This is a genomic window from Pseudomonas fluorescens, from assembly GCF_002022275.1.
Lineage (GTDB): Bacteria > Pseudomonadota > Gammaproteobacteria > Pseudomonadales > Pseudomonadaceae > Aquipseudomonas > Aquipseudomonas fluorescens_AJ.
Genome location: NZ_MSDF01000009.1, coordinates 1 through 22,342, shown reverse-complemented (window position 1 = coordinate 22,342; position 22,342 = coordinate 1). Strand labels below are relative to the sequence as shown.

Annotated in this window: 21 protein-coding genes; 6 read left to right on the top strand and 15 right to left on the bottom strand. The window is 56.4% G+C overall.

The features are described from left to right. Positions 1-64 precede the first annotated feature (64 nt). The 4 genes from BFW87_RS04340 to BFW87_RS04325 form a co-directional block, all read right to left on the bottom strand. Positions 65-583 (bottom strand): DUF1003 domain-containing protein, encoded by a 519-nt coding sequence (locus tag BFW87_RS04340; RefSeq protein ID WP_078738738.1) that lies wholly within the window; start codon positions 581-583, stop codon positions 65-67. Between the two features lie 76 nt (positions 584-659). Further along, positions 660-1,979: a methyl-accepting chemotaxis protein gene (locus BFW87_RS04335; protein ID WP_078738737.1), complete on the bottom strand. Its 1,320-nt coding sequence runs from the start codon at positions 1,977-1,979 to the stop codon at positions 660-662. A gap of 265 nt (positions 1,980-2,244) precedes the next feature. Beyond that, positions 2,245-3,303, bottom strand: a complete 1,059-nt coding sequence (locus tag BFW87_RS04330) for a diguanylate cyclase (protein WP_078738736.1) — start codon at positions 3,301-3,303, stop codon at positions 2,245-2,247. 191 nt (positions 3,304-3,494) lie between these two features. Continuing rightward, positions 3,495-4,121 carry a TetR/AcrR family transcriptional regulator gene (locus tag BFW87_RS04325; RefSeq protein WP_078738735.1) on the bottom strand — a complete coding sequence of 209 codons (627 nt, stop codon included), beginning with the start codon at positions 4,119-4,121 and terminating at the stop codon, positions 3,495-3,497. 114 nt (positions 4,122-4,235) lie between these two features. Here BFW87_RS04325 and BFW87_RS04320 point away from each other — a divergent pair, with 114 nt between their 5' ends. The 3 genes from BFW87_RS04320 to BFW87_RS04310 all read left to right on the top strand — a co-directional run bounded on the left by BFW87_RS04320 (position 4,236) and on the right by BFW87_RS04310 (position 6,722). Continuing rightward, positions 4,236-5,294, top strand: coding sequence for an MBL fold metallo-hydrolase (locus BFW87_RS04320; RefSeq protein ID WP_078738734.1), 1,059 nt, complete (start codon positions 4,236-4,238; stop codon positions 5,292-5,294). A gap of 195 nt (positions 5,295-5,489) precedes the next feature. Next, positions 5,490-6,107, top strand: coding sequence for a hypothetical protein (locus tag BFW87_RS04315; protein ID WP_368483942.1), 618 nt, complete (start codon positions 5,490-5,492; stop codon positions 6,105-6,107). Positions 6,108-6,164: 57 nt separating this feature from the next. Next, complete coding sequence (locus BFW87_RS04310) at positions 6,165-6,722, top strand: AAA family ATPase (RefSeq protein ID WP_078738732.1); 558 nt, start codon at positions 6,165-6,167, stop codon at positions 6,720-6,722. On the opposite strand, the gene BFW87_RS04305 is transcribed toward BFW87_RS04310, so the two are convergent. The 7 genes from BFW87_RS04305 to argH all read right to left on the bottom strand — a co-directional run bounded on the left by BFW87_RS04305 (position 6,652) and on the right by argH (position 13,635). Further along, positions 6,652-7,032: a helix-turn-helix domain-containing protein gene (locus BFW87_RS04305; protein ID WP_078738731.1), complete on the bottom strand. Its 381-nt coding sequence runs from the start codon at positions 7,030-7,032 to the stop codon at positions 6,652-6,654. The genes BFW87_RS04310 and BFW87_RS04305 overlap by 71 nt on opposite strands. A gap of 94 nt (positions 7,033-7,126) precedes the next feature. Further along, positions 7,127-8,074, bottom strand: a complete 948-nt coding sequence (locus BFW87_RS04300; protein ID WP_078738730.1) for a hypothetical protein — start codon at positions 8,072-8,074, stop codon at positions 7,127-7,129. A 156-nt stretch (positions 8,075-8,230) separates the two neighbouring features. Next, the gene (locus BFW87_RS04295; RefSeq protein WP_078738729.1) at positions 8,231-9,418 is read right to left on the bottom strand and encodes an MFS transporter; all 1,188 of its coding nucleotides are present in this window, start codon (positions 9,416-9,418) and stop codon (positions 8,231-8,233) included. A 176-nt stretch (positions 9,419-9,594) separates the two neighbouring features. After that, positions 9,595-10,416: an ABC transporter substrate-binding protein gene (locus BFW87_RS04290; protein WP_078738728.1), complete on the bottom strand. Its 822-nt coding sequence runs from the start codon at positions 10,414-10,416 to the stop codon at positions 9,595-9,597. A 25-nt stretch (positions 10,417-10,441) separates the two neighbouring features. Next, entirely contained in the window at positions 10,442-11,206 is a 765-nt protein-coding gene (locus BFW87_RS04285) for an amino acid ABC transporter ATP-binding protein (protein ID WP_016974699.1), read from the bottom strand. A 24-nt stretch (positions 11,207-11,230) separates the two neighbouring features. Next, a complete protein-coding gene (locus tag BFW87_RS04280; protein WP_078738727.1) occupies positions 11,231-12,109 on the bottom strand; it encodes an amino acid ABC transporter permease in 879 nt (292 codons plus the stop codon). A 98-nt stretch (positions 12,110-12,207) separates the two neighbouring features. Then, positions 12,208-13,635, bottom strand: a complete 1,428-nt coding sequence (argH, locus tag BFW87_RS04275) for an argininosuccinate lyase (RefSeq protein WP_078738726.1) — start codon at positions 13,633-13,635, stop codon at positions 12,208-12,210. A gap of 228 nt (positions 13,636-13,863) precedes the next feature. Between argH and BFW87_RS04270 the strand changes: the two genes are divergently transcribed. Together BFW87_RS04270 and BFW87_RS04265 are read left to right on the top strand one after the other, a co-directional pair. Continuing rightward, positions 13,864-14,823, top strand: coding sequence for a LysR family transcriptional regulator (locus BFW87_RS04270; RefSeq protein WP_078738725.1), 960 nt, complete (start codon positions 13,864-13,866; stop codon positions 14,821-14,823). A gap of 272 nt (positions 14,824-15,095) precedes the next feature. Further along, positions 15,096-16,640, top strand: coding sequence for a Fic family protein (locus BFW87_RS04265; RefSeq protein ID WP_078738724.1), 1,545 nt, complete (start codon positions 15,096-15,098; stop codon positions 16,638-16,640). Positions 16,641-16,790: 150 nt separating this feature from the next. Here the strand turns inward: BFW87_RS04265 and BFW87_RS04260 are convergent, their stop codons facing one another. The 3 genes from BFW87_RS04260 to BFW87_RS04250 all read right to left on the bottom strand — a co-directional run bounded on the left by BFW87_RS04260 (position 16,791) and on the right by BFW87_RS04250 (position 18,899). Continuing rightward, positions 16,791-17,435 (bottom strand): HAD-IB family hydrolase, encoded by a 645-nt coding sequence (locus BFW87_RS04260; RefSeq protein WP_078738723.1) that lies wholly within the window; start codon positions 17,433-17,435, stop codon positions 16,791-16,793. A gap of 27 nt (positions 17,436-17,462) precedes the next feature. After that, positions 17,463-18,221 (bottom strand): HNH endonuclease, encoded by a 759-nt coding sequence (locus tag BFW87_RS04255; RefSeq protein WP_078738722.1) that lies wholly within the window; start codon positions 18,219-18,221, stop codon positions 17,463-17,465. A gap of 99 nt (positions 18,222-18,320) precedes the next feature. Beyond that, the gene (locus BFW87_RS04250; RefSeq protein ID WP_078738721.1) at positions 18,321-18,899 is read right to left on the bottom strand and encodes a BRO-N domain-containing protein; all 579 of its coding nucleotides are present in this window, start codon (positions 18,897-18,899) and stop codon (positions 18,321-18,323) included. A gap of 369 nt (positions 18,900-19,268) precedes the next feature. Here BFW87_RS04250 and BFW87_RS04245 point away from each other — a divergent pair, with 369 nt between their 5' ends. After that, a complete protein-coding gene (locus BFW87_RS04245; protein WP_078738720.1) occupies positions 19,269-21,086 on the top strand; it encodes a deaminase in 1,818 nt (605 codons plus the stop codon). Between the two features lie 72 nt (positions 21,087-21,158). On the opposite strand, the gene BFW87_RS04240 is transcribed toward BFW87_RS04245, so the two are convergent. Further along, a complete protein-coding gene (locus BFW87_RS04240) occupies positions 21,159-22,322 on the bottom strand; it encodes a ribonucleotide-diphosphate reductase subunit beta (RefSeq protein ID WP_254865851.1) in 1,164 nt (387 codons plus the stop codon). Positions 22,323-22,342: the final 20 nt, after the last annotated feature.

Sequence of the window (22,342 nt, the reverse complement as noted above, 5' to 3'; positions counted from 1 at the left end):
TGAATAACTCACTGATATACCGCCATCGCAGGCAAGCCAGCTCCCACAAGGGAACGCGGCGTACTCAGGGTTTTCGCACAAACTGATCATGCATTTCGCACGTCAGGGTTTCGATGCGCTCGGTCAGTTGCTTGGTCATTTCCGTCAGGCGGGTGTTCTGCTCCAGCAATGCCAGCAGTTGCTCCGTGGTTTTCTCAGCCTGAGCCTGACGTTCGGTGTTGGCGATGGCCAGGGCTTCACGGTGTTGCGCGTCGGCATCTGACTGGGCTTTATCGCGCGCGGCCTGACGCGTCTGGGCCAGCAAGATCAAGGGCGCGGCATAGGCCGATTGCAGGCTGAATGCCAGGTTGAGCAGGATGAACGGGTACACGTCAAAGTGCGTGACGCCGGTGATGTTGAGTACCACCCACAACACCACGATGGCGGTTTGCGCGCCGAGGAAGGTCGGCGTGCCGAAGAAGCGCGCGAAGGCTTCGGCCTTGAGGGCGAACGTGTCGTTGCCAAACGTCGGCGCCAGGTGGGCGTGGCCTCGGTGGAAACGCAGGTGGTCAGCGGGGGCAGCGTCTGGTTTTTCTGGGGTCATGGCGGGCTCGGGTTGTAGGCGTGAAGACAGTCAGCACTATAGACCGAGCCCTTGGGCCAAACACGTGAAGATCAGATCAGTTGTTGCCGCGCTCACTGGCAAATGCGCTGACGGCTTGCACAGCCTCGCCGGTGCCTTCACGAATCTGCAGGATCACCGTACCGGCCTGGTTAGCCAACTCCACGCCCTGAGCAGCACGGTCGCGGGTGCCGTCCATGCTGTCGATGGCCTGGCGGGTTTCTTCCTGAATCATCGCAATCATGCTGGAAATTTCCGCCGTGGAGCCGCTGGTACGCGCCGCCAACTGCCGAACTTCATCGGCCACCACCGCAAAACCACGGCCTTGTTCGCCCGCGCGCGCAGCTTCGATGGCGGCGTTGAGGGCCAGCAAGTTGGTCTGGTCGGCAATCCCGCGAATGGTATTGACGATGGCGGTAATCTGCTGCGAACGCTCGCCGAGCTTGGCGATCAGTTGTGAGGAGCCCTCAATGTCGGCGGCAATTTCGCGCATGCCACTGGCCGTCTGCTGAATCACCTGAGCGCCTTTTTCGGCGATGTCCCGGGTGTTCAGGGAGATGTGATACGCCTGGGCGGCGCTCTGGGCGTCGGCGGCGTGCTGCTGAACCCGGGCGGTGACGTCGGAGGCGAACTTGACCACTTTGCACAGTCGCCCACTGGCGTCGTACACGGGGTTGTAGTTGGCTTCGAGCCACACCGTCTGGCCATTTTTGTCGACACGTTCAAATTGCCCACTGAACAATTCGCCCTGGTTCAAGCGTTTCCAGAACTCGCCATAGGCTGAGCTGTTGGCCAGCTCCGGTTTGCAGAACAGGCGGTGATGCTTGCCCTGGATCTGCGCCAGGCTGTAACCCATGCGCTGCAGGAAGTTCGCGTTTGCAGTAATGATGGTGCCGTCGAGGTTGAACTCGATCACCGCCATGGCGCGGTCAATGGCACCGAGCTTGGCGTTGGCGTCGCTCTCGGCCTGCAGGCGTGGTGTGACATCCATCGCGTACTTCACCACTTTGACCACCTGGCCCGTGTCGTCGCGCACAGGGTTGTAACTGGCTTCCAGCCACACCGACTGACCGTCGCCCGCCACGCGTTCAAAAGTGCCGGACTGGAATTGGCCATTGCGCAATTGCGTCCACAACTGGTTGTACTCGGCGCTGCGGGCGAACGCCGGCGTGCAGAACATTCGATGAGGGTGGCCGACAATCTGTTCGGCGCGATAGCTCATGGTTTTGAGGAAGTTGTCGTTGGCGCGCAACACGTTGCCTTGCAGATCGAATTCGATCACCGCCATTGAACGCTCAATGGCGTCGAGCAGGCTGGTCTGTTGGGCGTTGGTGTGTTGCAGGGCGGTAATGGTTTTTTTGTGGGTGTTGAATAGCATGTTCGAGAGCTCGGGCAAGCACGCGTCTGGGGGTATCCATGTATATGCGCCTGCCCCCGTAAGGCGCTCCGCCATACGGTTGACTTGCTCATTGCCAGCTTCCTGGTGCTGACAGAGGGGGGGTGGAACAAGGGGTTCAGAGTCGCGCGCTGTGCGAGAAGTTCGGCCCCGGAAAGGGCCTTTTCAGAGAAGGCGACCAATGGCGGCATTATGCTATCTCCGCGTGATTCAGTCGGACATTTCAGACGAGATGTCGTAGTACAACTCAGGCGGAGTGGGCGACGACGTAATCGCTCACATTGACGCGGTTGCGTCCGGTGTCCTTGGCGGCGTACAGCGCACGGTCTGCGGCGTTGAGCCACATGGCGGCATCGCTGAAGAAGGGCTGGAAATCGGCCAGGCCTATGCTCAGGCTCACGCGCAGCTCGGGGATCTGCGGGTTACGGTAATTGCCGAATGTTTCGCGCATCTGCTCCATGACCCGCGCTGCTTCTTCCAGTGGCATTTGCGGAAGAATCACACAGAACTCGTCGCCACCGTAGCGTCCGGCCAAGTCGTTTTCCCGCAAGCGCTGGCGCAACTCCAGGGCTAACTGACGCAGTACGTCATCACCGACGATATGGCCGTAGGTGTCGTTGATCTGCTTGAAATGGTCAATGTCGATCAATGCAATCGAGGCCTGGCCGTTTTGCTGCTGGCACTTGTGGAACTTGAGGTTGAGCAAGTCTTTCCATGAGCCATGGTTGAGCAGGCCGGTCAGGCTGTCGATGCGGCTCAACGCACTGAGCGCGCGTTTATGTTCCGAGAGTTTGATCGCCAATTGATAACAGACCATACCGATGGCCATCGGGTAGAGCGTCAGCATTGGCAGGCAGGCGTACACCTGGGTGAGGCTGACGTTGGGGTTGAACTTGACCCCGAACAGGCCCCACGCCACCCCGACGCCGGCGGCCTGTGCCAGCAGCCCGCGCAGGAACAGGCGCTTGCCTCCGGCGGCGACGTTGTTCATGGTCATCATCGACAGGATGGTCACGGCGGTCAGGGGCGTGAATTGCGTGGCCGCCGCCCAGAATCCGCCGGACAGTGAGTCATACAGCAGGTTGCGTTGCTCGGCTTGGTAGGGAAATTGCGAGCGGATGGAAAGCTGGTAGGCCACATGCGCCCAGGCATACCCATTGAACAGCAGGAATACCCAGACCCACGTCGGCATCGCCAACGGGTAAAGGGCGCCGACGACACTGATACAACCGATACCCAGGCCGATGATCCTTGGCTTGTAGATGCGCCTGGCAAATGAAACCCCTTTGCCTCGTCTGTTTTCCATAGTGTTCCGGGTCAGCTCTTCTTTGCAAAGACGACAGCGTGCGTCAGCGGGTCGAACCGTTGATCAGATAATAGTTGTGAATATTGTCAGTTATTCGCGTGGGAATAATCAGTGTCCTTCCAGGCCATTTGCGCAGCACAGCATGGGAATACGCGAAAAACGACCTGGAATGTCGTGCCTGCAACAGGTTTTTACTGCGGGCGAGGCGTGCTGACTTCGTAACCGGCGAGGAACAGGTCGATGGCAGACTCAATGACGTCAGCCTGGGCGGCGGCGTCGAGGGTGTGTTGGCCAAGCGTGATCTGGGGCCAGAATGCGAAAGCCTTGAGCAAGCTTTGTATCTGGTGGGCGGCGAATGCCGGGTCGGTGCAGGACAGGCGGCCATCTTCCTGGGCCGCGCGCACCCACTGGGTGAAACCTTCTTCGCGTTTGCTGAGTCGATTGACCATGTCCTGCGCACGTTCCGGGGAATGAATGGTGGCGGCAATGGCGACGCGGGCCAAGTCGAGGAAATTGGCGTCCGACATCATTTGCATCTTTGCCGCCAATAGCCCGCGTAATTGATCACGCAGGGGCCGGTCGCTGGTGTAGCTGATATCGAGCTGGGCGACGCTGCTGGCCCACAGTTGGTGCAGAATTTCTGCAAACAACTCTTCCTTGCTCGGGAAATGGTTGTACACCGTGCGCTTGGACACACCGGCGGTGGCGGCGATTTTGTCCATGCTGGTGACCTCGAACCCGTTAGCCCGAAACTCGGTGATGGCCGCGGTCACGATGGCTTCGCGTTTTCTGTCGGTGAGGCGCAGAGGTGCAGTCATGGTTGGCTCTAAAAGGAAATTACACTCGGTAGTTTACTTGCTCCGGGTTTTGTTGCAATCTAGAAACTACACTGTGCAGTGTAATTTATGAGCGGACCCAGGAGTCACTCTGCAATGGCCACGATTTCAACTCGACTCGACCCAGCGCCTGCGGCACTCAAGCCTGCCGAGCAGGAGCAAGGGCATTTCAGTAACGATGCTCCCGTGCAACACGGCGGCTTTGGCAAGACGTTGCGCATCTTCTGGAACATGCTCTTCAACAAACCACGCACCACGCGCCCGGTGGGCCAGATCCCGGTGCGGCCGTTGACGCGCGAGCTGCTGCTGGCCGCTCCCGACCACAGCGTGTTTCGCCTGGGGCATTCCACCGTACTGCTGAAAATGCGCGGCAAATTCTGGGTCACCGACCCGGTGTTCGCCGAGCGTGCCTCGCCGTTCAGCTGGGCGGGGCCCAAGCGTTTTCATCAGCCGCCGATCAGTCTTGAAGACTTGCCGCCATTGGAGGCGGTGATTCTTTCCCACAACCATTACGACCATCTTGACCGTCATGCAGTCATCCAGCTGGCCGACAAGACCCGTTATTTCCTCGCGCCTCTGGGCGTGGGTGACACCTTGGTCAAATGGGGCGTGGATGCCAGCAAAGTACGCCAACTGGATTGGTGGCAAGGCACTGAGGTGGACGGCATTCGCTTCATCGCCACGCCAGCCCAGCATTTTTCCGGGCGTGGCCTGTTTGATGGCAACCAGACGCTGTGGTGCTCATGGGTGATGATCGACGCTTCACGGCGCATCTTTTTCAGCGGCGACACCGGGTATTTCGACGGTTTTAAACGTATTGGCGAACAGTACGGCCCGTTTGACCTGACGCTGATGGAAACAGGTGCTTACAACGTCGATTGGCCTCATGTGCATATGCAGCCGGAGCAAACCCTGCAAGCGCATATCGACCTCAAAGGCCGCTGGCTGCTGCCGATTCACAACGGCACCTTCGACCTGGCATTTCATGCCTGGCACGAGCCGTTCGACCGGATCATGGCCCTGGCCTGGGAGCGCAACGTGTCGATTACCACGCCGGCGATGGGGCAGGCGTTCAGCTTGAACCAACCCGAACGCGGGCATGCGTGGTGGTTGGAGGTGGAAACCCAAGGCGCAAAAGAACAGGTTGCTGGCTGACACAAGGCCGCCTTGAAAAAAGGAGTTTTCAGGGTGTTTCAGCGCTGCGACAAACGTCAGACGAGAGTGCGATGATCCCGCGAATTTTGTTTTCGTGGGTAGGTTCTGATGGACAGCGAGTGTAAGAAGTTTTGGCATTTGGGCGTGCCCTGTCCCGCAGGGCACTCGCTGCCGATGGCAGGGGAGCTGGAGGGCGTGGAACGCCTCGCCACCGATACTGCGAGCCCGCGCAGTATCGTCTTCGGTGCTGAGCGGCGTGAGAGCGCCGCGCCAGTTCCCGGGTACAACGCCCTGGCGCCACAAATCCGAACCGTGCGCGACCCGGCCTTATCATTGATCGCCTTAAGCGGTATCGACCCTTCCGACCCCGTAATGGTGGAAGTCCCTCTGGTGCTGAATAACACGTCCTTCACGGATACCCCGATGATCTCGGGTTGGCGTATCGGGTTTGCTCAGCGCTACGTACGGGGTAACCATAGCGAGCTTGTTGAACACACTGAGGCTTTTCTCCGAGCGCTGGGTGTGTTGGGTCAACTCGGCGCGCAACTGGTGCCGGTGGACGCGCAGCGTGGCGACAAATCCCTTCAGTTCGACCTCCATACCCGCAATGAAATCGACGACCTGGTGACTGAGCACCGTCTTGATGCCTTGGTCTCTGATGGCCAGAGTGCTGCGTTTCATGGCGCGTGCAGAAGTGGTTATCCCTCTTTGTTCCAAGCACTGGAGGGCACGACGCTGTGGATCTATGGCGCACGCTGGTCGCGTGATTCGCTGCCGACTCTGTTACGCGCGTATCGGCAGATCAGCGATTAGCAGCGGTGGACGTACTGGCTCTCTTGCGGCTTACACTCAATGTGATGGAGGGACGCCATGGCCTACAAAATTCACATCCTCGGTGCGGCCGGTGCCGGCACCACGACGTTGGGCAAGGCTCTGGCCCAGCGCCTTGACGTCGCCTATTTCGATTCCGACTTCTTTTTCTGGCAGCAAACGCCAGACCCCTTCACCCTCGCTCGACCGAAAGATGAACGCATCCAGCTGCTCCAGGAACAGAGCGCGGGCCTGGATGGCTGGGTGTTATCCGGCTCACTGTGCGGCTGGGGCGATGCCATGATCGCGCAGTTCACCCATGTGGTGTTTCTACGCCTCGACCCGCACGTGCGCCTGCATCGCCTGCAACTACGCGAAGTGGAACGCTACGGTGACCAGGTTCTGAAGGGCGGCAGCCGCCATGAAAACAGCGTTGCCTTTCTAGCCTGGGCAGCGCGTTACGATGGCGGTAACCACAGCCTGCGCAGTTTGCGTCGGCATGAAAGCTGGTTGAAACCGCTGGCCTGCCCGGTGATCCGGCTGGACTCTACGCACCATTCGGTTGAGGCGTTGGTGAATCAATTGCTGCCGCTGTTGAGCCCATCAAACGCGAGATGATGCTTTGTGCAGCGGGTTCGGACGGGGCACTGGCGAAACGGCGCGCGCTCATGCCCCACCCCGGCGCAAACCCCGGGAAAAACACCAGCCCTTCAGCCTCCAGCCGGAATGCCAGGGTCAGACGGGTTTCGTCCTCCGCATCGGCATGGCTTTCAAAGCGCTGAACGGCGTCCACCGCCACACCTGCCTGGCGGGCCAGGTCTTCGCGGCTCCAGCCCAGCATCGCGCGGGCCTGAACGCTGTGTTTGGCGGTGAATTGGTGCAGGACGATCTGTTGTTCTACGAAAGAGCTCATTGCCAGGGAGGACATGGGGTTTCTCCAGGATTCGACGAGGGAAGCAAAACTATACTGTGTTTTTGTACAGTTGTTTTGACCGTTCATCAACTGGATCTTTGGCAACCCGCTATTCCACCCCCGGCGCTTCCCGAATAATCAGGTGATCCAGGTTTTCGATATTCGCGCTGAAGACCCCGAATGTCTCCTCGGGATTCTTCTTGCTCGGGACCTGCTTCAGCTCCGGGGTTACCCCATAGAAGAAGCAATACAGCGTTTTTTCACTGTCCGCAGCCGCCCTGATCTGCTCCAGGAACGCGGTGCGCTTGCGGTAGTTTTCGATGAGTTTTTTGTTCAGGTAAACGTTGACCGAATAGGGCTTCTTGTCGAGCCACACCTTCTTTTCGAAGTCGATGCGAAAGCTCGCGGTGTAGTCCTTGATCGCCTTGATCTTGCCCCAGTAGATCAGGCCCTTGTTGTCTTGCAGGTATTCGATCTTTTTGAAAAACGTCAGGTAGGTGGCCGTTTGATCGCCGATTTTCAGCGGCATGCTTTTCAGCTTGGCCTTGTCGTCGATGTTGGACACGTAACATTCCACCGGGTGGGCAAACACGCTGGTTTTATCCGGGGTGGTGTCACTGGCATTGTGGGACGTATTCACGCGGCTTGTCGGCGCTTTCGCGGGTTCTTGTGGGACCGAACCCTCGGTGCCGAGCACAGGTGTCTTACGTTCATACTGACGGCGCGTCAGTACAAATTCTGATGGGAAATTTTCCTCGCGCTCGTCGTCACCTTCACCGGTCGCAGCCTTGTGGCTGCCGGCATAGCGGCAGCCGTCGATATGGCGGGTGCCTGTTTTGTTCTTGAAGTGGGGTGTGCGCAGGTAATTGACGTTTTTGGCGTTAAAGGTGCTCAGCGTGTTGCCCGTATCGAAGGCCGCACGGCACTCATCGTTTGGGCAGAGGAAGCTGTCCTTGTCGGAGTCGAAGTCGGCGGTTTCGTCGAAATTCAGGTCTCGTACGTCGTAGATCGACAGCTTGTCGTCGAGACTCAGGCTGTAGGCCGTGTCGAATTTCATGGGGCTCGGGTCCGTGAGATCAATGCAGGATATTACGCAAATATCCGCCGACATGGAGAGCAAAAAATGTGGGAGCTGGCTTGCCTGCGATTGCGGTTTGACAGTCATAGGATGCGTCATTGACCCATCGCTATCGCAGGCAAGCCAGCTCCCACTTTAGATTTGTGGCGGTGCAGGGGTTGGGTTCGCCACCCTCCGCCCACTCAAGAAACACAAGGTACCGCCCACCGCCGTCAACGCGCCAAGCGCATAGAACATGCTGGTCGGCGCGGCATTGATCAACAGATAGCCGCAAATCACCGGGCTCATCGCTCCGCCGAATGCCGCCAGGTTCTGCGCGCCGTAGTAGCTGCCACGCAGCGCGTCCGGGGCTATGGTGTCGATAAACAGGAATTCAGACGGATAGATGATCATCTCGCCCAAGGTGAACACGAACATGGCGACGCACCACGTCACCAAGCTGTCTGCCAGGCTGAAACCCACCAATCCTGCAATAAACAGCAATGTGCCCAGCACGATCCAGTAGCGCAACTGTTCACGTTTGAGAAACCGGCCGATCTGGTACTGCATCAAAATCACGGTGATGGCATTGCACGCCAGCACCGCAGACAAGATCTTCAGTGCCTGCGCAGGCTTGTAGGCCACTAGCAGAAACTGTGACAGATAAAGGGTGTAGCGCCCGTGGACAATGGTGCTCAACAGGCTACCGCTGGTGAACAAGATCAGCGTGCGGTCGCTGCGCAAGGTGCGCAGGGTGCTGAGGAAGCTCAAAGGCTTGTTACTGTCATCGCGCTGGGTCGGCGGGATGCCAATCATCAGAAACAGGCTGCCAAAGGCAATCGCGCTGGCGATCAGGAACGGCGCCAACGGCAGGTGGCCGGCGATTACCACACCAACCATCGGGCCGGTGGCGTAGCCGACGTTGGTCAGGGTGTAGCGCAGGGAAAACACTTTGGCGCGGTCACCCACCGGCAGGTTCTCGCTGATGATGGCTTTTGAGCCAATCAGGAACAGGGCGGATGCGGCTTCGGTGATGACCAGGGTCAGGGTGGTGAGGTAAAGGTTGCTGGCAAAGGTCAGCAACAGAAAACCGATAGAGCTGGAAAGCATGGCCAGGATCAGCAGCTTGCGCTTTTCCAGGCGGTCGATGATGTAGCCGCCGTAGAGGCCGAGCAGGGTGGCGATGAAGACAGCGATGCCCATCAGCAGGCCGATGTCTTGTTGGTTCAAGCCCAGGCGGGTGCTCAGGAGCAGGGCGAGCAGGGGGCTGGTCATGGCGCGGCTGACGACGATGGTCACCGAGCAGATCATCAGGCGGCGGATTACCAGGGAGTAGGTGGCCACGGTGGGGCTGGTTTCCTTGTCTTTTGTTCGATCGTTCCTACGCTCTGCGTGGGAATGTATCCCGTGACGCTCCGCGTCACCATTGCGCAGGACTTGAGTCTTGCATTGGCTGTGGGACGCGGAGCGTCCCAGGATGCATTCCCACGCAGAGCGTGGGAACGATCATTTAGGCCGAGTTACTGGCCGCCGTTGATGGAGATTTTGGCTACAGCACCTTGCTCCAGATCCCACTTCTTCAAGATCTTGCCGTACGTCCCGTCATCAACCATGCCTTGCAGCGCTTCACTGATCGCCGTCACCAGCTCAGTGTTGCTCTTCTCAATCCCAAGCCCGGTGAACTGCTTGGAAATCGCCAGCCCGACCGGCTTGTACTTGCCCTTGTCCAGCGACATCAGATAAGGAATGGTCTCGCTGCCCTGCATTGCCGCATCCAAACGGTTCTGCTGCAGCTGCGCCCGCGCGTCCGCCGAGCCTTCAGTACCAATCACCACGATCGCTGGCTTACCCGCTGCTTCGCAGTTTTCCTTGCTCCATGCGGCAATTTCCGACGGCCAGGTAGTACGGCGGCTGGTGCCGACTTTTTTCCCGCACAGGTCAGTCAATTCCTTGAGGTCTTCACGCTTGGCCAAGGTGTAGAGCTGCGGGCCGCTGGTGAAGTAGTCGATGAAGGTCACGGCTTTCTGGCGCTCGGCGGTGTCGCTCATGCCCGACAGCACGATGTCCACACGCTTGGTGGTCAGGCCGCTGAGCATCTGCTCGAAGCCGGTTTCCTGCCATTTGATCTTCACGCCCAGGCGCTCGGCCAGGGCGTTGCCCAGGTCAAAGTCCAGGCCGGTGAGCTGGTTGGTGGCGGTGTCCTTGAAATCCATCGGCGGGTAGTTCGGCACGATGGCCGCGCTGATTTCACCCTTGTCCTTGATTGCCGCCGGCAATGCCGCGAATACACACGAGGAGGCCATCAGGCCTGCGAGCAACGTTGGGATAAACAATTTTTTCATGGGGGCGTTCTCGTTTGTTTTTTAGTTAAGTGCGAACGGCAGAAATAAAGCTTTGGGTACGCGGGTTTTGTGGGCTTATTAGAATTTCTTCAGGGCTGCCGGCTTCCACAATCTGGCCGGCGTCCATAAACACCATGCGGTTGGACACTTCGCGGGCGAAGCCCAATTCATGGGTGACCACGATCATGGTCATGCCGGTGGTAGCCAAATCGCGCATCACCGACAGCACTTCTCCTACCAGCTCCGGGTCGAGGGCTGACGTGGGTTCGTCGAATAACATCAGCTTGGGGCGCATCGCCAAGGCGCGGGCAATTGCCACACGCTGTTGCTGACCACCGGACAATTCCACCGGGTAGGCATTGCGCTTGTCCGCCAAACCAACGCGGGCGAGCAACTCCAGCGCGTCTTCGGTGGCTTCTTTGGGTGAACGCTTGAGCACCTGGCACGGGCCTTCGATGATGTTCTGCAGCACGGTCATGTGCGGGAACAAATTAAACCGCTGGAACACCATGCCGGTCGCCAAACGCTGACGGGCAATTTGCGATTCATTCATCTCGTGCAGCTTGTTGCCGACGACGCGGTAACCCACCAGTTCGCCGTCGACCCACAGGCCGCCCTTGTCGATTTTTTCCAACTGGTTGACGCAGCGCAGCAGCGTGCTTTTGCCCGAACCCGACGGGCCGATGATGCACATCACTTCGCCTTGCTCGACCTCGATATTGATGTCACGCAGCGCGTGATACTGGTCGTAATACTTGTTCAGGTTGACGGCCTTGACGATGCTTCTCATGGGGCAAATCTCCTCAACCCAGACTTACGAACGCTTGCCGGCGCCGCGGGCAAAACGACGCTCAAGGCGGCTTTGACCAAATGAAAGAACAGTCACTACCGCCAGGTACCAGATGCCCGCCACAATCAGCAGCTCCATGACCCGGGCGTTGGCGTAGTAGATGTTTTGCGCGTTGTGCAGCAGCTCCGAGTACTGGATCACGCTCGCCAGGCTGGTCATTTTCACCATGCTGATGAACTCGTTGCCTACAGGCGGAATGATCACCCGCATGGCTTGCGGCAGAATGATCCTACGCAGCGCCTGAAGGCTCGGCATGCCGATCGACTTGGCCGCTTCGTATTGGCCGGTATCCACCGACAGCAAGCCCGCGCGCACCACTTCGGCGGTGTACGCGCCCTGGTTGATGCTCAAGCCGAGCAGGGCGGCCACGAACGGCGTCATCAAGTCCACTGTGTCGATGCTGAACACGCCCGGAATCGCGATCACCGGGAAAATCAGCGCCAGGTTGAACCACAGCAACAGCTGCAAAATCAGCGGCGTGCCGCGAAACAGCCAAGTGTAGGTGATGGCCACATAGCGCAGGATCGGGTTGGCCGACATGCGCATGATCGCCGTGATCACCCCGATCACCACGCCCAGCGCCATCGCCAGGATCGACATGACGATGGTGTTGACCAAGCCCCACAGAATGGCCTCGGACGTGAGGAACTGGCCGATGTAGGACCATTCGATCTGACCATTGGCAAAGGCACGCAGCAACGCGGCCAGTGCGATCACGATCAACGTGGCAAAAAACATCCGCCCGTAATACCGACGCGGCACATGCTCGTACTGCGTGATATCGAACTGGTTCTCGGACAACTTGCGCTCGGCTTCCAAGCGCTCCGCCGGGGTTTGGTTCATGGTGACTCTCCAAAAACTGATAACGCTACTGCGGATGTACTCGGTCTAATGTGGGAGCTGGCTTGCCTGCGATGGCGCCAACCCTCACACCACAAATCCTAAATTCTGAACCCCTGATAACTCTCAGCCCATTTTTGCTGAGCCGCCAATGCCACTTTCAACCGCTCAATCTGCTCCTTCACCCGCTCCGGCGCCGTCCCACCCCAACCACTGCGCGCCGCAATCGCCGCTTCCAGGGTCAAGCAGTCCCGCACCTCAGGCAACAGCCGCGCATCCACCTCTGCCAACATCGCTGGCGAGGCTTCCCACAACTCAATCTCATGCTTCTCACAGGCCTGAACCAAGGCGCCGGTAATCTCATGCGCCTCTTTAAACGGCACACCACGGGTCGCCAACCAATCCGCTACCTCAGTCGCCAAAGTGAAGCCCATCGGCGCCTGACGCCGCAACTCTTCCACCTGCACCTTCATGGTCGCCACCATCCCGGCCATCGCCGGCAGCACCAGCAGCAAGGTGTCCACGCTGTCCAACACGCTGTGTTTGTCTTCACTCAAATCGCGGTTGTACGACAGCGGCAACGACTTGAGCGTCGACATCAACCCGGTCAGGTTGCCAATCAAGCGCCCAGCCTTGCCCCGCGCCAATTCGGCAATGTCCGGGTTCTTTTTCTGCGGCATGATCGAGCTGCCCGTCGCGTAGGCATCGTCCAGCACCACCCAGCGAAACTGGCGCGACGACCACAGGCAAAACTCTTCGGACAGCCGCGAAATATTCACCCCGAGCATGCCCGCCACAAACAGAAACTCCGCCACATGGTCGCGGCTGGCTACAGCGTCGATAGAGTTTTCGCACGGCGTGGTGTAGCCCATTTCCTTGGCCGAATGCTCCGGCTGACGCGCAATCGCCGAACCGGCCATGGCCGCTGCACCCAATGGCGACAACGCCGTACGCGCATCCCAATCCACCAAACGCTGCACATCGCGCAGCATCGACTGCGAATGCGCCAGCAAGTGGTGAGCAAACACGATGGGTTGCGCCTGCTGCAAATGGGTAAACCCAGGGCAGATGCTCTCGATATGCTGCTCAGCCTGATCCACCAGCGCCTGCTGCAAACCCAGCACCTCAGTGGTGATGGTGCGCGCATGGTCGCGCAGAAACAGGCGCAGGTCGTTGGCTGTCTGGTCGTTGCGCGAACGCCCGGCGCGCAGCTTGCCGCCCAAGGCGCCCAGGCGCTCGGTCAATACGCGTTCGATGAAGGTGTGCACGTCCTCGTCATCCAGGGTGGGATGCAGGCGGCCGGCGGCGAAGTCGTCGCCGATGCGGTCCAGTGCTTCCAGGGTGCGCAACGTCTCCGACTCATCCAGCAAACCGGCGCGCTGCAACTCACGGGCATGGGCACGAGACCCCGCCAGGTCGTAGGGCGTCAGGCGGAAATAGCGCTCGGGGCATCGCGACAACGCGGCCAATGCAGCAGACGGACCGGTCTTGAAACGAGCGCCCCAAAGGCGGTCGGTGGGCTGGGACATGGGTGTTCCTCACGCTTGTTTTTAGAAGAGTCGGAGGCAGTCAAAACGTAAAAAGTCCTGATCGTAGTGTCAGGTTTTGCCGGGCGTTAAATCAGCCTCTGTGTGCTGTTCAACCCGCTATATTCAAGGTTGCCAAGGGCGGATGTTTGCAGCCATTATCGCCGCCTGGCTATGTTCAAGGATTGGGTTCAAGCCTGTTGAATATGGCACTAGAGGTCAACGCGTATTATGGAAACCCCACTTTCCACTTCTGGAAACATGCCGCCAAAACCAGGCACAAGACCGCCCCTGCAACTGAGCGGGCTGGACTTCAAATTGCTGCGCGTGTTCATGGCCGTGGTCGAAGCGGGCGGCTTCAGCGCCGCGCAAAACGAGCTGAACGTGGGGTTGGCGGCCATCAGCAAACAGATCTCCGACCTGGAAATCCGCATCGGCATGCGCCTGTGCACACGGGGCAGAGAAGGCTTTGGCCTGACCGAAGAAGGCAAGTTGGTGTATCAGGCGTCCATCGAGTTATTTACCTCGGTGGACAGTTTTCGCGACAAGCTTAGTTCGGCGCAAAACGAGCTTATTGGCGACCTTAGTGTGGGTGTTATTGATAACACCGTGTCCGACGTTAATTCGCCGCTGATTACTGCGTTGGGCAAGTTACATAGCGAATCGCCGAAAATCAGATTGCGTCTACATGCCTCGCAGCTGGACGAAGTTGAGCGGGGTGTGGTCGAAGGGCGCCTGATCGTCGGCATCGTTCCGGTGTACCAACGCCGCGAAGAATTCGACTATTTCCCGTTATACGAAGAAAAGGCCCACGCCTACTGCGCCGTAGGACATCCACTGTTCAACGCGAGCGACATCTCGCCAGAAGTACTGCGCCAATACGAAGTGGTGAACCATCGCTATGCGATCCATCGCGACAAGGCCAACTTCGTCACCTACGACAGCCAGTCCGCCTCGGCCTCACAAGTGGAAGCCGTCGCCATTCTGATCCTCACCGGCCGCTTCCTGGGTTTCCTGCCGGAACACTACGCCGCACCGTTGGTAAGAGAAGGGCGCCTGCGCGCGCTGTGCCCGGAACAGGTTCACCTGAGCACCGCCTTCAACCTGATCCTGCGCCACAACGCCCCAAGAAGCCCGATGGTAAAAGCCTTCGCAACGGCGTTGGGTGTAGACCTCAAAGCCACCCCATAATGCTTACGCCAAGCGCCAATTCCGGATCTACAGAGATCAGACTGTGGGAGTTGTCGAGCCCCAGCGAGGCTACGAAGGGATCGACTCGGTTTCCCCGTCGAGCCCACAATCCCGAATCGCCTCTCTACCGCCTGTTATCATTTTCAACGGAAATGGCATGCTCGTTATCAAATTTGAGTGTGCATTAGCGTTTTTGTGAACTCTAAATTATCGTTTTCGCCTACTATCTCCCAATTGTTATCGTTTTTTAGCGCTCGTTAGGGGATTCGACAATGCAAGTAGGCTTCAAGGCTCTCGCTGACCGCTACCTTATCGCGCTTGCGCAACCCCTACGCGTCGAGTCTGTTATCGCGACGACACGCATGAGCCTAGAGAGCAATGGGCGTGTCGAACGCAAGTACCCGATCAGCTATCAACCCTCGGACGACTTTGCGGGACATTTCGAATTTGGGCTCAAGTACGAAGAAATTCACCTCGAATTTTTCGCTCGCCTGTTTGCTGCAGTCGGCCCGGCGCCGGTCGAAGCCTGGTGCCGGCAAACGCCCTTTGGTCAATATGCGCGCCGCACCGGATTCCTGTACGAGTGGTTAACCGGACTGCATCTTGATGTGCCAGATGTTTCTAACGGCGGTTATGTCGATGCAGTTTCATCGCAACATTACTTGACCCGTGTTGAGCCGCTACGGATACGGCGCTGGCGCGTCAACGATAATCTTCCCGGCGTACCGGCGTTCTCCCCTTTGATCCGCCGTACCGAGGCCGTACAAGGAGCGTTGCAGTTTGATTTGGGTGCGGCACTGCGGGAGCTTGACCAAACCTTCGGCGCCGATATCCTTATGCGCACGGCCAGTTGGCTGACATTCAAGGAGTCACGCGCGAGTTTTCTGATCGAGAGAGAGGCAGACAAGGCAGACAGGATCCAGCGGTTTGCCCACGTGATCGCCAAGTACTGCGGCCATATCGAGAATCCGTTGGGCAACGAAAGCCTACACGCGTTGCAAACCGGTATTTTGGGCGAAGAGGCGCTCGGACTGGGCTTACGGCGCTCGCCGGTTTTTGTGGGGCAGGCAACCATGCGCGAGGACATCGTGCACTACATTGCGCCGCCATATGAAGTGCTGGCACAGCTGCTCGATGGCTTGAAGGCATTCGAACTGGCAACACGAGGCTCTGAGTCGCTTGCTCGGGCAGCGGTCATCGCTTTCGCCTTCGTGTACATCCACCCTATGCGTGATGGCAATGGTCGGATCCATCGCTTTCTGATCAACGACACCTTGATCCGTGATAAGGCAGTACCTGACGGCGTGATCCTGCCGGTGTCAGCCACGATCACAAGCTCGATTGATTTTCGGGCGCGTTACGATCGTACGCTGGAGGTGTTTTCGCGGCCATTCATGCAGCGCTACGCCGCGTCCTATCGGTTTGGCGAACTTGTCGTCTACGAGGACGGCACTCGCAGCAATTTGGTCTTCGATGACTACGAAGATGCGCAGTTCGCGTGGCGTTACCCCGACTTGACCGAGCATGTCTTGTACACGGCAGAGGTTGTGGCGCATACGGTTTGTACAGAAATGGCTGATGAGGCGCGTGTGTTGGTTATTTTTCAACGCGCCCAGGAGCAGCTCAAAGAAGTACTGGAAATGCCGGATCATGACGCAAACCGCGTCATTCGCTCGATAAAGGAAAATAATTGGCAGGTGTCGGGGAAATTGAAAAAAGCGTATCCGCAGTTAGAAACCGTTCACTTAGCCGAGCGGGTGGTGCAGGCGGTGCGATCAGCATTTGAAGAACAAGAATTGGGTAGCATTGACGATTGATCGGGATGGGCCGGTGTGACCACTCAACCCCTAGCACGCCATGCTAGTGCGCTACCCATCCCGACACCGATCAAAATGTGGGAGCTCTCGAGCCCCAGCGAGGCAGCGATGGGATCGCCTCGGTCCACCTGCCGACCCCACCCACCCGCATCACCGCTGCAACCGAGCCCGCTTCTTCTTCGCATGAAAATGCCGAAAATGCGCATCCTGCGCCGCCGCCAACAACTCCCGATCCCCGCGCGTATCGCCCCAGGCCCTCAGCCGATACTCGCCTAAATCCCCATACATCGCCTCAAGCCGCAGCACCTTGTTCTCACACCGGCAATTATTCCCCGTGAGCTTGCCCGTCAACACCCCATCGACCACCTCAAGCTCAGTGCCAATCAACCTGATCCCCAACCGATCCGCAAACGGCTGCAACACCAACGCCGGCGACGCCGAACACAGCGTCACCACCGCCCCGGAATTCACCTCATCCGCCACCGACTTCAACCCACTCGGGCGCATCAACCGTGGCCACGTCTTCTGGCAATACGCCTGCGCCTGCTGCTGAACCCACGCCTTCTCCACCCCCGTCATAAAGGTGCGGATCAACTGCGCCTTCAACTCATCCCGGCTGATCTGCCGCAGCAAAAAGCGCAGCCCAGGCACAGCGAGTTTGACCATCCGGCCATAAAACTCACCGGGGCCGAAGGCGAATTTGAGGAAGGGCACGAAACTGTCGTGGTGGGTCAGGGTGCCGTCGAAGTCAAAGACGGAGAGTACTTTGGCGTCAGCGGGGCCGGCTTCGAGCATGTCTGGGTTCACGGGTGGGCCTCGGTCCTATCGGGTGTTTTTTGAGCGTGCATCAGGTGTGACCACAGGGAAGGGCTCCTCTCTCAATCTTTTGATTTTCGAGTAAAGCCCTGCGGTGAATTCATCCCGATCACTCGACCGGTGGCAACGCTGATGGCAATTGGGGCACAAGGCTACAGCATTGCTGGTGCGATCCGAACCCTTCTGGGCGAGGTGCTTGACGTGATGTACTTCAAGAAATGGCAAACCATCGACCTCGAAAGGTGCGTTTGAACCGCAGCCTTCGCAAATACCCTTGGCTTCTTTTAGTACCCACGCGCGTACCTTTGGGTCGCGGACAAAGGCGCTGCTGACGGTCGATACCTTCTGCGGCTGGGCTATGCCGTCCGGTTGCCTTTGGAAAGGTTGCTGCTGCAGTTTGGATGCGCGACGGATAAGCGTCTGCTCATCTGCCGTTTGGGCAGCATCTTCGGATTCGAATACACCCTGCGTGGCAAGTGCTTGGCGGATGCGTTGCTCAACGCCTGCGCCTACGTTCCTTGCTGGCTTATAACCTTCAATACGGTCCCAGCCCATACTGACGAGCACGGTGGAAATATTTTGCATGCGAAATTCAATAGACCCTTTCGCACGACCCGCCACCGGGCCCTCACGCAGAAGGCGGTTTTCGAGGGCTTTGTTGAAAGGCTGGCCGCTCTTTTCCCAGGCCAACATCTTCAAATATGCCTCGACCGCCGCTGCCAACTCTGCATCGTTCCAGTCCGTTTTGTCTTTCGCAATATCCATACAGCCGCCGAGGGTAGAAAACCCTCGGACGATACTGAGTAGCCATTATGACGTCTACGAAATTTCCTACGAGTCGGTCGGATTTGGTTGTCGTGGAATTTAGTGAAATCGCTGCTTCATTCGGAAAGGTTGAGTGAGTTTGCGCCACCACGGAGTCTTCGCTGATTCTCGCCGATAGGTCCGATTAACCAGCAAATACGGCATGTCCCGAAGCCTAATCCAACCTTCATCCTGCCAATGCAGCAGGTTCAACGACATCTCCGGCCAATCCAGCATGCTCAACAACGGGCGCTCCACGGTTCGAGGTTGGCGCTCGTCGCGCAATGTCGGAACAACTTCGTGGGTAAGCCAGCTACGCAGTAGACGATTCCCCGGTGTGTAGTGATAGATCAACAACGCGTAAGCACCGGATTCGCTGATCATCAGCATTTCTTCCGGCTGACCGTGAAATAGTAGGTTTAGAGTTCTGCGCTGGTCTTCATCGAGTTTGCGCGTCGTTCGGTCATCCAAATACCAGCCCATCAAGCGCCCAAGGTCGCGAGCGCAAAACCAGGGTTGGTTTTCTAAAAGGAGGGTGTGTAGTTGAAGGTTTTGACGGGTAAAAACGAGGGCAACAAAAGGCTCCGTCTTCGCAATCTTTTTGGCTGTCGTCAAGTCGAGCAAATATTGGCTAGTCATTTCCTATGATCTCTACGTGATTGTCGCGTGGGCAGGAGCCCAACGTAGAGAGCGGATTTAAGAAACTCCAACTGGCTAAGTCTCAACGCAGCATTATTCCGCCTTGTTGATACGGCAGTTTTCTGCTGTGTGAGTGAGACGTTGCTTCTACGTTGGGCGTTTCTTAGGCACCGAAGCCCAGAATAGAGCCGTTTGCTTATGAAAACAATAATGACAAGCTCCTGTTTTCTTGTCGGAGATTTCTACATCTGGAGAAGTGTGCGAGTATATAAAGGCGTTTTGCCAGTAACGCTATGTATAGATGGGTGACGGTGTGATCGAAATGCATCGATAAATTGCTGTTTTAAATGAAAAATGGAGGTTTCAAGGATGTCTAGCACTTCTTTGGTTGTTGATAATATTTATGAGGATGCGAAGGACTTTCTGATTATAGGTATGACGGGGCGTACCGGGTCTGGATGTACTACAGCGGCAAAAATACTCTGTGAGAAACGGCTCAACATACCTGGTGAGGGGTATGAAGGGTTGACCCGTAACGAGTTCAAAAAACATAAGATAATAAAAAAATATATTGATGGCGGGAGTTGGGCGTCATTTTATAGAATTGAAGCAAGTAGTCTTATTACATATCATCTGCTTCTATTGCCGGATTATGAGTTTTGTGACTATATTAGCCGATTTTCTTTCGCTACTCCACTGTTGGAAGTTGAAGTCGCTAGTTTTTCTTCTACATTGAATGAGGTTCGAACTAGAGTTTTGAGTGTTGATGAGGCGCGTGACTCTACGGAAGATAAGAATGTGAATTCTAATTTTGAACTCTACTTCGTAGAAATGCCCAGGGTTACTAGTCTTTTTATGGGGTTTTTAGGGCGGGCAAGATTTACGCAGGTCTATCAACAGGCTGGTGATAACGTTCGTTCCTCAGGGGCGGCAAATAGCTCTGACTTTGTAGCGGCTGAGATGTTTAATTTTCCAAAACATCTGAATGTTTTAATTAAGTTGGCTCATAAGAAAGCACGCTTAGATAAAGTGCCTTGCCGGATCGTTATAGATGCGATCAGAAATCCCTATGAGGCATTTTTCCTTAAGCGACGATATGCAAATTTCTATTTGGTTTCAATTAATACGTCAAATCTAGAGAGATTGAATAGTCTCAGAGGATATAGAAAGCTATCTGATCACGAAATAAAAATTTTGGATGATAAGGAATATCCTGAGAAAATTTCAGGTATGAAAAAGTTTGTTGCGCAGAATGTACAAGAGTGTATTGAGATTTCAGATATACATATTTATAACTCGAAAGGTAGTGAGTTTACTCATAATGATTTGGTTAGTCAGTTAGCTTGGTATGTCACTTTGATGATGCATCCAGGTTTAGTCATGCCAACCTCAATCGAAAGCTGCATGCAGATCGCATACACCGCAAAGCAGAGTTCAGGATGCATCTCTCGGCAGGTTGGAGCAGTTGTTACTGATGCAAGTTATAGTGTTAAGGCAATTGGCTGGAATAACACTCCGCAGGGACAAACTCCTTGTATGTTGAGAAGCGCTGAAGATCTTTTGGAAGGGAGGAATAAGACAGATTATAGTGATTATGAGTTGAAGTCTCCCGTTTTTAGAGAGGCGATCTCTGCAAAATACTCTCAGCTAATAGCGACAAATAAAGAGTCTAATAGGAATTTTTCGTTCTGCTTCAAAAGCGTTCAAAATGAAATTGAGGGCGAGAAAAATCAGGTTCACACCCGAGCGCTGCATGCTGAAGAAAATGCTTTCATGCAGATAGCGAAGCATGGGGGGCAGAAGTTGTCTGGCGGTGTGCTGTTTACGACGGCAAGCCCTTGTGAACTCTGTGCAAAAAAAGCGTATCAATTAGGTTTGAAGAAGATCGTTTATATAGATCCGTATCCAGGTATTGCAACGCAGCATATCTTGTCATCGGGACAAAATAAGCCTGAGTTGGAGCTTTTTAAAGGTGCTGTTGGAAGGGCGTTTTATCAGTTGTATCAGCCATTGATGCCTTACAAAGATGAGCTTGAGTTAGCTTTTGATATACCTAGCTATCATAATGTAGATAAACCGTCCAAGGCGGTATTAAAGGAGAAGAATACAGAGCTGGAGCGCATGAATAAACTATTGGTGGCGGAGTTGGAGGCCTTAAAATTGGCCGTCGCTGATGCTAAGGCGTAGCTTTGAGTGGTAATGTTTGTGGTTAGTAAAAACCCTGAGCTAGCTCAGGGTTTATATTAACTATGAGCTTGCTTAGTCCCAGCTCAACGCCCCACCAGTCTGATACTCAATAACCCGAGTCTCAAAGAAATTCTTCTCTTTCTTCAAGTCCATAATCTCGCTCATCCACGGAAACGGATTCGTCGTCCCTGGATACTCTTCCTTCAACCCAATCTGCGACAAACGACGGTTAGCAATAAACTTCAGATAATCCTCCATCATCGCCGCATTCATCCCCAGCACCCCACGCGGCATGGTATCTCGCGCATATTCAATCTCCAGCTGCGTCCCCTGCAAAATCATCTGGGTCGCTTCTTCCTTCATCTCGGCATCCCACAAATGCGGGTTTTCGATTTTGATCTGGTTGATCACATCGATACCAAAATTCAGGTGCATCGACTCATCCCGCAGGATGTACTGGAACTGCTCCGCCACGCCGGTCATTTTGTTGCGACGGCCCATCGACAGGATCTGAGTAAAACCGCAGTAGAAGAAGATGCCTTCCAGTACGCAGTAGTAAGCCACCAGGTTGCGCAGCAGCTCTTTATCAGTCTCAACAGTGCCAGTTTCGAACTTCGGATCCGAGATCGAACGGGTGTACTTCAAACCCCAAGCGGCCTTTTTAGCGACCGACGGAATCTCGTGGTACATGTTGAAGATCTCGCCTTCATCCATGGCCAACGATTCGATGCAGTACTGGTACGCGTGGGTATGGATCGCTTCTTCGAAAGCCTGGCGCAGGATGTACTGGCGGCACTCCGGGTTGGTGATCAGGCGGTACACGGCCAGCACGAGGTTGTTGGCGACCAGGGAGTCGGCGGTGGAGAAGAAGCCGAGGTTGCGCATGACGATGCGGCGTTCGTCGTCGGTCAGGCCTTCTGGGTTTTTCCACAGGGCGATGTCGGCGGTCATGTTGACCTCTTGCGGCATCCAGTGGTTGGCGCAGCCGTCGAGGTACTTTTGCCAGGCCCAGTCGTACTTGAAGGGCACGAGTTGGTTGAGGTCGGCGCGGCAGTTGATCATGCGCTTTTCGTCGACGGCGACGCGGGCGGAGGCGCCTTCGAGTTCGGCGAGGCCTTCGGCGACGTCGAGGCTGTCGAGGGCGGCTTTGGCGCGCACGATGGCGGCGGAGTCATTGGCGGTGACGGCGCGGGCTTCGATGGCGGCGGCGGCGCCGGCACCGTCGAGGCGGTCCAGGTTGGGTTCGGGGGTGTGGC